This window comes from Anaerotignum faecicola, assembly GCA_024460105.1.
GTDB lineage: Bacteria > Bacillota > Clostridia > Lachnospirales > Anaerotignaceae > JANFXS01.
Genome location: JANFXS010000007.1, coordinates 25616 through 38326, shown reverse-complemented (window position 1 = coordinate 38326; position 12711 = coordinate 25616). Strand labels below are relative to the sequence as shown.

General features: G+C 40.5%; 9 protein-coding genes and 1 other annotated feature. All 9 genes read right to left on the bottom strand.

The features are described 5' to 3' along the window. Window positions 1-17: 17 nt before the first annotated feature. Window positions 18-235, bottom strand: a binding site (T-box leader). Between the two features lie 59 nt (window positions 236-294). The 9 genes from ftsW to rsmH all read right to left on the bottom strand — a co-directional run bounded on the left by ftsW (window position 295) and on the right by rsmH (window position 12684). Further along, a complete protein-coding gene (ftsW, locus tag NE664_11275; protein ID MCQ4727223.1) occupies window positions 295-1518 on the bottom strand; it encodes a putative lipid II flippase FtsW in 1224 nt (407 codons plus the stop codon). Between the two features lie 28 nt (window positions 1519-1546). Then, window positions 1547-2896, bottom strand: coding sequence for a UDP-N-acetylmuramoyl-L-alanine--D-glutamate ligase (gene murD / locus NE664_11270; protein MCQ4727222.1), 1350 nt, complete (start codon window positions 2894-2896; stop codon window positions 1547-1549). Between the two features lie 15 nt (window positions 2897-2911). After that, on the bottom strand, window positions 2912-3880 hold the full coding sequence (gene mraY, locus NE664_11265; GenBank protein MCQ4727221.1) for a phospho-N-acetylmuramoyl-pentapeptide-transferase: 969 nt from the start codon (window positions 3878-3880) through the stop codon (window positions 2912-2914). Next, on the bottom strand, window positions 3881-5251 hold the full coding sequence (locus NE664_11260; GenBank protein ID MCQ4727220.1) for a UDP-N-acetylmuramoyl-tripeptide--D-alanyl-D-alanine ligase: 1371 nt from the start codon (window positions 5249-5251) through the stop codon (window positions 3881-3883). After that, entirely contained in the window at window positions 5251-6699 is a 1449-nt protein-coding gene (locus tag NE664_11255) for a UDP-N-acetylmuramoyl-L-alanyl-D-glutamate--2,6-diaminopimelate ligase (GenBank protein MCQ4727219.1), read from the bottom strand. The genes NE664_11260 and NE664_11255 overlap by 1 nt, the downstream gene beginning before the upstream one ends. A 103-nt stretch (window positions 6700-6802) precedes the next feature. Further along, window positions 6803-8695 carry a penicillin-binding transpeptidase domain-containing protein gene (locus tag NE664_11250; GenBank protein ID MCQ4727218.1) on the bottom strand — a complete coding sequence of 631 codons (1893 nt, stop codon included), beginning with the start codon at window positions 8693-8695 and terminating at the stop codon, window positions 6803-6805. A 172-nt stretch (window positions 8696-8867) separates the two neighbouring features. After that, a complete protein-coding gene (locus NE664_11245) occupies window positions 8868-11123 on the bottom strand; it encodes a penicillin-binding transpeptidase domain-containing protein (GenBank protein MCQ4727217.1) in 2256 nt (751 codons plus the stop codon). 62 nt (window positions 11124-11185) lie between these two features. After that, window positions 11186-11728 carry a septum formation initiator family protein gene (locus tag NE664_11240; GenBank protein MCQ4727216.1) on the bottom strand — a complete coding sequence of 181 codons (543 nt, stop codon included), beginning with the start codon at window positions 11726-11728 and terminating at the stop codon, window positions 11186-11188. A 23-nt stretch (window positions 11729-11751) separates the two neighbouring features. Beyond that, on the bottom strand, window positions 11752-12684 hold the full coding sequence (gene rsmH, locus NE664_11235; protein MCQ4727215.1) for a 16S rRNA (cytosine(1402)-N(4))-methyltransferase RsmH: 933 nt from the start codon (window positions 12682-12684) through the stop codon (window positions 11752-11754). Window positions 12685-12711: the final 27 nt, after the last annotated feature.

The window sequence follows — 12711 nt, the reverse complement described above, 5'->3', positions numbered from 1 at the left end:
TAAAAAAGCTTCCGCCGAAAAAGGACGAAAGCTCGCGATACCACCTTAATTCCCGCTTAATGTAAGCAGGCTCTTAGAAGTCTTTAACGCAACAACACGTATATGCCTATTAAAAATGTTCAGCATATCAATTCCCAAGCTACCTTTGGCTGTACTTTTCATAGGAAACCTTTCAGCTTATGGTTTCCCTCTCTTAAAGCAGTTGCAGCCTACTCCTCTTGTTCATTATCTTTAGCATTTTAAGTATTATACATTCAATAATTTTATTAAACCTTATTTATTTTGTCAAGTGTTTTATTCTCTTCCGCGCTGATATCTTGATATGTTAAGAAGTATTCCCATAGATGACAAAGTAAATACCATACCGGAACCTCCATAGCTTATAAAAGGAAGCGCCATGCCTGTATTAGGCATTGTATTCGTTGCAACGGCAATATTTATTATCGCCTGTATCCCGATAAGCGCCGTAATTCCTGTTGCGCAAAGCGAACCGAAAGTATCTTCTGCATTCATTGCAATTTTTATGCCTCTGCACACTAGTATTGCAAACAGGAGAATTACAACAGCCGCCCCAAACATTCCAAGCTCCTCGCAGATTATAGCAAATATAATGTCGTTATATGGCTCCGGAACATACGTTTTCTGCCTGCTCTGTCCAATACCCAATCCGAAAAACCCTCCGCTTGCAACCGCATATAAAGACTGAATTATCTGGAACCCTTTATCAGTAGGATCCGAAAAAGGATCGAGCCAATATTTAATACGGTCAAACCGATATGCAAATTTAGGCATGGTTACCGCCGCAACGCCAAGTATGCCTACAGGAACCGCAGCCGCAAAGAAATACCATACCTTAGGGCTTGCCACAAAAAGTATACATACCCCGATTCCGGTTACAACAATAGCCGTACTTAGGTTTTCCACCGCTATAAGCACAACCGGAACAAAAAGTATTACGCAGCACTTTATAAATCCCTTTACGGTTCCAAGTATCCCCTTATGTGAGGATATATAATTTGATAAATACAGTATAACGACTATTTTTGCAACTTCAGACGGCTGGAACCCTATGCTTGTGTTGGGAATTCCAAGCCATCTTTTGGATCCGTTGCCCTCTATACCTACTATAAGTACAAGTATAAGGCACGCAATGGCAAATATGTATGCAATGAAAGTAAAATTCTTAATAATCCTGTACGGAAAATTCATTAAAAATATCATGGCGCATATTCCAAGTCCCGACCACATTATCTGCCTTTTAACAAAATAGTACATATCGTTATTAAAATTTGAATTTGTTAAAGCATAATAATAGCTGGAACTGAAAACCATAACAATTCCAAAAAGCATAAGGAGCAGCACGACAAGAAATAATGTAAAATCGAACTTTCCGGCCTTTCTCTTAGCTTTTGAAGCCCTTGTAGGCGTTGACTTTGCCCTTTCGCGCAGGCGTCTTGCCCTTTCGGCGTCAAGACTGCGTATTTTGCTTTTGTTATGTGTCCTTCTCCTTTGCGCCAAAGCATTCACCTCCAAGACTCTGTTCTATTTAAAAATTGCCGACAATCTCTTTAAACATGTTTCCTCGTTCTTCATAATTACTAAACATTCCCCAGCTTGCGCATGCAGGCGAAAGCAAGACACATTCTCCGCTTTCCGCAATATTTTTTGAAAGAACTACGGCCTCTTCAAAGGTATCTGCCTTTGTAAAATTATTAAAACCATGTTTAAGGCAGCATTCCGCAATCTTGTCTTTTGTTGCTCCGACAAGTACTAAATGTTTAACGCGCCCGCTGAATTTTTCAACCCATTCATCGTATTCGGCTCCCTTATCATATCCGCCGCCTATAAGCACGCAAGGCTTAACCATAGCCAAAATTCCCCTTACCGCAGCGTCGCAGTTGGTTCCCTTAGAATCATTATAATAATCAACGCCGTCAACAGACCTGACAAATTCAATCCTGTGTTCAACGCCCGGGAACTTTTTTACAACTTCAATTATACTGTCAATATCAATACCGGCGCAAAGCGCAATAGCCACAGACGCCATTACATTTTCGTAATTATGCGTCCCAAGTATTTTAAGCTCTTTTACATTTAAAATAAAGCGATCCTTTCCGTGCCGTTTTAACATTATATTTCCATTGTCGATATATATTCCTTCATTAATTTTATGACCCGAACTGAAAAAAAATACTTTCGCCTTTGTTCTTAAAGCCATATTCCTTGTGGCCGGATCATCGTAGTTTAATACGGTAAAATCATTTTCGTCCTGATTGGAAAATATCTTTTCTTTAATACGCGTATAATTTTCAACAGTTTTATGCCTGTCAAGATGATCCGGCGTTATATTAAGCACAGCGCTGATATGAGGATGAAAGCTATAAGATGTTTCCAGCTGGAAACTGCTTATTTCAGCAACAACATAATCATCTTTGTTAAGCCTTAAAACTTCACCGGAATAGGGCACCCCAATATTGCCTACAACAGCGCACGACGGATATTTTTCCTTTATTATTTCACCTGTAAGCGCTGTAGTCGTCGTTTTTCCGTTAGTTCCGGTTATAGCAATAACAGGGCATGGCGTAACCATATATGAAAGTTCAACTTCACTGATAACTTTCACGCCGGCTTTTTTTGCAATTTCAAAAAAAGGAAGGCTTGTCGGAATTCCGGGGCTTACAACGGCCAAATCCATGCCGCCGATTATTTCGTCGGGATTCTTGCCTGAATATATTTTAATCCCTTTATTTTCAATATACGATATATCTCCGAGTCTTTCTTTTTCTTTTAAATCCTGCAAAGTAACGTCGGCCCCTAAATCCTTTAAAAGGAATGCGGCGGAAATCCCGCTTTTAGCCATACCGCAGACAATAATTTTTTTATTTTTAAAATCCACAGACAATCCTTCTTCCTAAAACATGTATTTGCATCCTAAAAAAGCAATAAGGCAAGCAATAGCCGTTATTGTGTAAAATACTGTAACAACTTTCGTTTCGCTCCAGCCGCAAAGTTCAAAATGATGATGGATAGGCGCCATTTTAAATACACGTTTTTTTGTTTTCTTATACCAACCAACCTGAATTATAACCGAAAGGCTTTCAATCAAATATATTATACCGACAAACAGTATGAATAACGGCATCCTGAGTATTAATGCGCTTGCCGCAACAAAACCGCCCAATGCAAGCGAGCCCGTATCACCCATAAATACCTTTGCAGGGTACGCGTTAAATATTAAAAACGCCAATAAACTTCCGCATGCCGCACCGCTTATGGCAGTTATGCCGCTTCCCGCCGCCCATGATACAATGGCAAAAAATGCGGCTACAATAAGCGTAACCCCTCCTGCCAGACCGTCAAGTCCGTCTGTCAGGTTAACCCCATTAACAGTACCAAGGAGCACCACAACCATAAACGGCCAATACAGAACCCCCAGAGAAATTGTTTTTCCCGGCGTAAACGGTATTAAGACATCTGTTCCGACGCCGCTTTTAAATATATATATTCCAAATACCACAGCAATTATAAGCTGCAATATTATTTTTTGATATGCCCTAAGCCCGAGAGAACGCTTTTTTACAACCTTAATATAATCGTCAATAAAGCCAATTACGCCAAACCCTATAGTAACTGCCAAAACTGCAGTTCCTTCAAAATTCCCCTTAATAAACAAAAGGCTTGTAATAGCAAATGCAGCAAGTATCGCGATCCCTCCCATTGTCGGAGTCCCGCTTTTTTTCAAATGGCTTTGCGGCCCGTCGTCGCGTTCTGTCTGCCCGTATTTAAGCTTATGAAGCACCGGTATAAGCACAGGACAAAATATAACTCCCAATATAAACGATATTATAACAGCATAAATGGTATATTCAAGTAACCCCAATTATTTCACCTCTTGTAATTTTTCAACCGTTTTTTCAAGATGCATCCTCATAGATGCCTTGACTAAAACAGTATCGCCTTTTTTAAATATGCCTTTTAGGCCTTTATCAAACATTTCTTCCTGTGTTTTAAAATATAATGTGTCCGCACCCATTACGCTTGCGCCCATATATGTTGCCTTTGCGAAAGTTTCGCCGATACATATTACAAGGTCTATGCCTTTTTGAGCCGCATAATCCCCTACTTCCTTATGGAATTCGCTTGAATATTTGCCCAGCTCCAGCATCTCTCCCAAAACCGCAACTTTTCTACCTGTGCTTTTTGCAAGCACGTCTATCGCCGCATTCATGGATACCGGATTGGCATTGTATGCATCGTTTATAATGGTTATGCCGTATTCGGTAGTTGAAATTGCCATTCGTCTTGCCGTAGGTATAAAATTTTCTATGCCGCGCTTTATCTGAAACGTATCAAGGCCGAGTTCATAACCGACAGCCGCCGCAGTTAACGCATTATATACCATATGTTCGCCGGGGACGCTTATTTCGGCGTCAAACTCGCCATTCGGGCAATATATTGTACAGCTTATTCCGTCAAGGCCTTTAGAAACAATGTTTGATGCATAAAAGTCTCCGACATGGCCATTTCCGAACCATAATATTTTAAATCTGTACTTTCCGTCTATTGTCCTTAATAAATCGTTGTCCCTGTTAAGCACAGCAACGCCGTTTTCTTTCATAAAATCAAATATTTCGCACTTAGCCTTTAATACACCCTCGCGGCTTCCGAGATTTTCTATATGCGCAACGCCGACGTTAGTGATAACCGCTATGTCGGGCTTAGCTATTTCGGAAAGATTATGGATCTCACCAAAATTATTCATTCCCATTTCCAAAACGGCTACTTCATGTTCATCAGTTATATTGAATACAGTTTTAGGCAAGCCTATTTCATTGTTAAAATTTCCCTGCGTTTTAAGCACCTTGTATTTTTCTTCAAGCACAGAGGCGACCATATCTTTTGTAGTAGTTTTTCCGACGCTTCCCGTTATCGCCACAACTTTAATATTAAACAAACTTAGATAATACGCCGCCAAATCTCTCAATGCTTTAAGCGAATTTTCTACCAGTATGACAGGTTTTTCCGTCGAAACTTCTTTCTCGCTTAACGAACATGCCGCGCCTTTTTCAAACGCCTGCAATATAAAATCATGCCCGTCAAACCGTTCTCCCCTCAAAGGTATAAAAAGTGAATTTGCTCCAACTTCCCTTGTATCGGTCGTGATATTTTCAATTTTAAAATTTTCATCAGCGCCGCTTTGAAACCTTCCACCAACGGCTTTGCAAATTTCTTTTAAAGAGATGCTTTTCATCAAAAGTCCTCCCCAAATGCTTCCCTGACAACCTCGGCGTCATCAAAATGAATTGTCCTGTCGGGAAATATTTGATAATCTTCGTGTCCCTTTCCAGCTACTATTATCAAATCGCCTTTATTAGCAGAGTTAACGGCTTCAAATATAGCTTTTCGTCTGTCGGCCTCCCTTTTATATTCGCATGACGTACGCTTAATGCCTTCTTCAATATCGTCAAGTATCCTTTCCGGATCTTCCGAGCGCGGGTTATCGCTTGTAATAATACATAAATCAGAAAGCCTGCCGCCGATTTCGCCCATTATGGGACGTTTTGTACGATCCCTATCTCCCCCGCAGCCGAATACGGTTATTATTCTGCCTGCAACAAATTCCCTTGCCGTATTAAGTATATTTTCCAGACTATCCGGAGTGTGGGCGTAATCCACAATAGCGTTTGCCCCAAAGGGCCCTTTAATCGTCTGAAACCTTCCCTTTACGCCTTTTATGGAACTTATTCCGTCAATAATAGTATCCATATCTATTCCCATAAACAAACATGCGCCGATGCATCCCAAAGCATTATAAATACTGAATTTTCCCGGTATATTAAGATGTATCGGGTATTCTTTGTTTTTATAATCAAGCCGGAAATATACTCCGTCGGCGTCTATGCGTATATTTTCCGCCTTTAAATCAGCTTCGTTTTCTATTCCGATTGTTATTACGCTGCCTTTTGAAACGCTTTTCATATATTCTCCGAAATTGTCATCTATATTAATAACGCATTTGTCAGTACGCTCAAGCAGTTTTCCCTTTGCAATCTTATAATTTTCCATAGTCTTATGGTAATCCAAATGGTCTTGGGTCAAATTTGTAAATATGGCTACATTGTATTCGCAGCAGTCAACCCTATGGAGATCAAGCGCATGGCTTGAAACTTCCATAACGACATCGGTAACTCCCTCGTCAACCATTTGCGCAAGCAGCGCCTGAAGTTCAAGGCTTTCCGGAGTAGTGCGTTCCGTATGGAGAACTTTATCCCCAATCCTGTTTTCTATTGTTCCGATAATGCCGACCTTTCTGTCAAGCTTATCAAGTATATTTTTTATAATATATGTTGTGCTCGTTTTCCCATTCGTTCCGGTAACGCCTATTATATTCATTTTCCTGCTTGGATTTTCATAATAGTTAGCGCCCATTTTAGCCAGAGAAGCCCTTGTGTTTTCAACCGTTAAAAGCGTTATATATTCCGGAACGTCAATTTCCCTTTCAGCAACAACGGCGCATGCGCCTTTTTCAACAGCCATAGGCACATAATTGTGCCCGTCGGTTTTAAATCCCGATATGCATACAAAAACGTCGCCTTTTTGAACTTTTCTTGAATCATAAACTATTTTATTTATTTCGGTATTTATATTTCCTTTTATGGAATTCATTTTTATACCTTCCATAATTGCCGTAAGCTTCATTATCGTATACCTCCAATCCAAAGTTTAATTATACCATAAAATTTCCATTTGTACTTTATAATTTTTTATATTTTGCCACTGCATATTTGTATAAAAATACCTTTTATTCGGCATAAATAAGTATTTTACTGCCTAAATTAACGGTTTCGCCTGCTTTCGGGAACTGTTGAGCAACTATTTCGCCTTCGCTTTTAATTTCACAGATAAGATTTATATCGCTTAAAATTTTTTTTGCTTCTGCAACTTCCATTCCGACAATATCGGGAACTACAGAAGTCTTAACCTCATCAAGCTCTAATTCCTTTTCATTGTAGTTTGGTTCTATTCCCAAATGCGGAAGAACATTACTCAACAGTTCTTTCATTACAGGCCCGGCAACAGTGCCGCCGTAATAAACTCCCTGCGGTTCGTCTATCAATACAAGAGCCATAACCTGCGGATTGTCGCTTGGAGCAAAAGCCATAAATGAAGCTATATATTTTCCGCTTCTCCTCGGAAGCTTTTCGCTCGTTGCAGTCTTTCCTCCAATCCTGTACCCGGGAATATACGCCTTGTTTCCTGTTCCTTCGGCAACAACGCTCTCAAGTATGCCTCTCATTGTGTCCGACGTTTCCGTTGAAATAATCTGTTCGCCCTTTTCAAATTCAAACTGATGTACAATTTTTCCGTTTTCATCCTTTATGGCTTTGGCAAAATGCGGCATTATGGAATATCCTCCGTTAACAATCGCGCTTGCCGCTTTAAGAAGCTGAAGAGGCGTTATCTGAAAACTCTGACCGAAACTCATTGTTGCAAGTTCCACCGGCCCCACATTTTCTAATTTATGCATTATGCCTACGGCTTCTCCCGGAAGATCTATCCCTGTTTTTTTATCAAAACCAAATTTAATCATATATTCATAAAATTTTTCCGGCCCAAGTCTTTGGGCAACCGCCATAAAAACGGGATTGCAGCTGTTTTGAACACCCTCTGCAAAAGTCTGGCTTCCATGAGTGCGCGGATATCTCCAGCATTTAATCATCCTGTCTCCAGCAATATAATACCCATTGCAGTTAAACGTATCGTTAACCGTTACCGCGCCTTCCTCCAGCCCGGCTGACGACGTAACTATCTTAAATGTACTGCCCGGCTCGTATGTATCGTTTATTGCTGTATTCCTCCACATTTTATTTAAATAATTATTCTGTTCCTCAGCGGAAAAGCTGTCCCACTGAGCCGCTAAAGCTTCGTCATTTATTTCAAAAGGCGTATTTAAATCGAACGAAGGATAATTTGCCATTGCGTATATTTCTCCATTTTGCGGATTAAGCACAATAATAATTCCTCTTTTAGCCTGTTTTGCGGTAACCGCTTTTTCAATGGTTTGTTCGGCAAACTGCTGGATTGTTAAATCAATCGTAGTTACAAGGTTTCCGCCGTTAACAGGCTCAATCCTTTCCTGATAATCGCTTATTTCAACGCCGCGCGAATCTGTAAGGGTAAGAATTTTGCCCATTTCCCCTTTAAGATATTCATCATACTTCGCCTCCAAGCCTATAATTCCTTGATTATCCTTTCCGACAAATCCTATAACCTGTGCCGCAAGGCTGCTGTAAGGGTAAATCCGTTTTACATCCTCGTCAACTACCACGCCGGGAATATCGGCGTTTCTTATTTCAAGAGCAGTTTCTTTATCTACCTTTGTTTTAATCCTTACAAGAGCAACTCTTTGAGAAACTTTCTTTAAAACGTCATCATAATTCAGGTCAAGTTTTTCCGCAAGATATTTTGCGGTTGCCTCTTCGTCTTCTACCTGTGCATGTATAACGCTTACGGCATTAACAGACTGCGTTACGGCGATCCCTTCGCCGTTTCTGTCTTCAATATTTCCTCTTTTTGGCGTTATAAGCCTATCCCTTGTCTGCTGTTCATATGCCATACCCTGCAGTTCTTCGGATTTTGCCGTCTGTATATATATAACCCGGGCCATTAAAACGACAAAAGCTAATATAAACATAACAAGGAAAAATAAGAGTTTCCTTTTAAATATTATAGATATTCTATCCAAAACCACATCTCCTAATTAAATATTGGTTACATATATTTTATTTTAAGCTGTGGTTTTATATGAACCTTAATATAAAAGGCCCTAAAAACATAACATTTCAGGGCCTTAAATACAACTTAATTCAACCTGTTTCTTCCGGTTCTTCTTTTTTCTCCATTTTCAGAATAACGCTCGTTCCCTCTTCAACGGTAACGCCTATGGAAGGAGTCGTTGATACTACAACGCCGTCAGTTTCGCCTGATTCCTCATCAACCGTAAGACCGGCGTCTACAATTTCCGTTACGGCTTCTCCGTAACTCATGCCTTTTACGTTCGGCACTGCTATAGTTCCTGTTTCGTTCGCGTCTTTTTCCACATAGAGTATAACTTTCGTTCCTTCGCTGACTTCAGTTATGCCGTGCGGTACCTGATTAACAACAAGGTTCCCTGTTCCTACAATTTCATAGTCTAAATTACGCCCCGATATTTCATTTAATACATCCGGAAGCGAAGAACCCGTATAATCATATACAGTCGTAGTATTTTCATCATTTGAACCCGAACCTTCAACTTCGTAATTAGGTTCTATGGACTTATACTTAATAATATTTTCCATAAGCCTTTTCATTTCCGGAGCAACTGTTGTAACGCCGTCCTGATAATGTTCCGGCTTATGTATAAGCGTAATTGCAATATACTGCGGGTTGTCAGCAGGAAGATATCCTATAAACGAAACCGTATATTCACGCGGCTCCGTCCTATTCTGCTCAGCCGTACCTGTTTTTCCGCCGAATTTATATCCTTCTATCCTGGCCTTTTTTCCTGTTCCGTTTTCAACAACGGAAACAAGCTGCTCCCTTACAATATCGGAAGTTTCTTTTGAAATTACTTTCCGTACAACCTCAGGCTTATTCTCTTTAACTATGTTCCCATCCCTGTCAACTACTTGTGAAACAATATATGGTTTCATAAGGCTGCCGCCGTTTATAACCGCTGCCATTGCATTGAGCGCTTGGATAGCCGTCGCATTAAATCCCTGACCGAAACTCATAGTAGCAAGTTCGGTTACGCCTATATTTTCTTTTGCATGAAGCAGCGCTTTTGCACTTTCTTCCCTCGGCAGATCAATTCCGGTAAGCTGCCCGAAACCAAAATCTTTCTGATATTTATACATCATATCAACGCCCATTTTAGCCGCTATATCCATCATTCCGACATTACAGCTGTTAGCAAGAACCTGTTCTACTGTCTGAGTTCCGTGCCCGCTTCTTAAATGGCATCCGATTGTCCTGTCGGCAACCTGTTTTGAACCGCTGCAGTAATATGTGTCGGTAGGGCTGATAACGCCCTCTTCAAGCGCCGCCGCGACCACAATAGGCTTGTAAATCGAACCCGGTTCAAATGTAGACGTTATATTAAAATTAGTCCACGTATTATTTAAATATTCAACCTGCTCATCTGGCGTCATTGCTTCCCAGCGTTCTTTAAAACTTTCGTCCGTAGAAAGCGCAATGGGATTTGCCGGATCATTTAAGTTAAAATTCGGCGACGAGGCCATAGCAAGTATCTCGCCCGTATTTGGATCCATAATCATAGCGGCGGCATTTTCCGGGTTATACTCCGCAACCATGTTCTCAACAGCCTCTTCTGCGAATGTCTGCATAGTATAATCAAGCGTTGTTACAACGGTGCATCCATCCTCCGCCGGTATTTCATGTTCAACCGCTCCTTTTGCTCCGTCAAAAGTTATATACGCCCTTCCTGAAACCCCGCTCATGTAGCTGTTGTATTCCTTTTCAAGCCCCCACATAGAATCCCGTACAAACCCTATAACATGTGAAGCAAGCGTATCTCCCGGGTATTTTCTTTTACTGTCTTTTTCATAAACGACGCCTTTAAGTTCCTGCGCTTCCAAAGCTTCCTTTACTTCCCTTGGCTGCTTTTTTGCAAGTATTTTATAGCTTGTATCAAGCTTAGGGGTATTGTTTTCAGGATCGACTATCGTTATATAATCTTTTAAAGTTTCATACTCAACGCCCTCCAAAGCTTCCGAAAGAGCCTTGATTGTCTTTTCCTGTTCTTCCTGAGAGTATGTAACAAGAACCCTGACGTCAAGAATTATATTGTAAACAGTTGTACTTACCGCCAACGTTTGATTGTTCCTGTCTGTTATAGCCCCCCTGTTTGGCGGTATGACGCTGTCATACCTGTTAACCTGCTGAGTCTTTGCCGCTGTTTCATATTCTTCGCCATGTACTTCTTTTATGAAAAAAACTCTTGTTCCAAGCCCAGCAAACGCAATTATAAACATTAAAAACAAAAATAACAATTTCCCTTTTGATTTTGAGCTAAGTTCGCTTTTTCTTCTGCGGTTATTTAAATTCTTTCTTTTCGGCAATTATTCCACCTCTAATTAAAAACCGCGCCAATTAACATAAATAAGGCGCGGCTTTTATTTAATTACTGTTTAAACAAATCTATTAATGCTGATATTGAAAAATCATCGTCTTTATCTTCTGCCGCCTCATGAATTTCGTACTGAACCGTATAACTCTGCTTCGGAACATCTATATATGATACCTGATAATCCTGAGGCTCCGACATATTAAGCCGGTTAATTGCTTCTGTCCTTATGTATTCCAAATCAATTTTGTCTGATATTTCTGCCTGAAGGGCCGCATTATCATTCTGAAGCATAATAAGTTCTTCGTTAAGCGCCTTATTAGTACGAGTCTGCTGCGTTATTTGGGCTTCGGAATTTACAAATGCAAAAGCTCCGGCTACTACAACCCCAACTGAAAATATAAGTTTTGCCCTGTGAACAGCTACCTGCCTGTTATACCTTTTTTCCTCGGCCTTTTCCCTGATCTTTTTAAGCCTAAGCCGTTTTTTCCTTTCTTTCTCGTCGTCATAAACCGGCAGTTGGGCTGGCTGTAAAGCGTATGCAGAACTGCTTGTATTATAAGCCGCTTTCGAATAACTGTATCTAACACTGCGCGCCATGTACAAATCCCCTCTTCTTAATTTTATATTCTTTCCAAAATCCTAAGTTTTGCGCTTCTTGCCCTATGGTTTTCTTTTAATTCCTTATCCCCCGGAATTATAGGTTTCCTAGTTATAACTCTTGCCTTCGGTTTCATGCCGCATATACATACCGGAAACTGCGGAGGGCATGTGCATGGATTCTCCTGTTTTCTGAAAGCATTTTTAACAATTCTGTCTTCCAAAGAATGAAAAGTTATTATACACAGTCTTCCTCCCGGATTAAGCATTTCTGTCATACATTCTATCGTGCTTTCCAAAATTTCCAATTCTCCGTTAACTTCAATCCTAATGGCCTGAAAAGTTCTTTTTGCAGGATGTGGCCCGTCTTTTCTCGCGCCTTTGGGCACGGCTTTTTTGATTATGTCCACAAGATCAAAAGTTGTTTCAATAGGCTTGATTTTCCTTTCTTCCACTATGAACTTTGCTATCCGTTTTGCCCAGCGTTCCTCTCCGTACTTAAAAATAATATCATTCAAAGCCTCTTCGCTGTATTCGTTCACAACTTCAAATGCCGAAAGAGGTTTTGTTATATCCATTCTCATATCAAGCGGCGCGTCATGCATATATGAAAATCCACGCTCCGCTTCGTCAAGCTGGTGGCTTGAAACCCCTATATCCAAAAGGAACCCGTCGGCTTTAACTATTCCTTCTTTTTCCAATATATTTTTAATATTGCTGAAGTTATCATTTATATATGTAACGGTACCTTCAAATTCTCTAAGCCGCTCTTTTGCCGCATTAATAGCATTTATATCCTGATCTATCCCTATAAGCCGCCCGCCGTCAAGACGCCTGCATATTTCATACGAGTGCCCGGCCCCGCCCAGCGTCCCATCCACATATACGCCGTCTTTTTTTATTTTCAGCCCATCTATACATTCGTCCAACAGCACTGAAATGTGCTTAAAATCCAACGGAACCACAACCTTTATCTAAACTGT

What these genes read in the sequence shown, in the direction of transcription:
- NE664_11260 (MCQ4727220.1), bottom strand. Translation starts at nt 5,251, where the DNA reads ATGAAAAGCATCTCTTTAAAAGAAATTTGCAAAGCCGTTGGTGGAAGG.
- NE664_11255 (MCQ4727219.1), bottom strand. Translation starts at nt 6,699, where the DNA reads ATGAAGCTTACGGCAATTATGGAAGGTATAAAAATGAATTCCATAAAA.
- NE664_11250 (MCQ4727218.1), bottom strand. Translation starts at nt 8,695, where the DNA reads ATGTTTATATTAGCTTTTGTCGTTTTAATGGCCCGGGTTATATATATA.
- NE664_11240 (MCQ4727216.1), bottom strand. Translation starts at nt 11,728, where the DNA reads ATGGCGCGCAGTGTTAGATACAGTTATTCGAAAGCGGCTTATAATACA.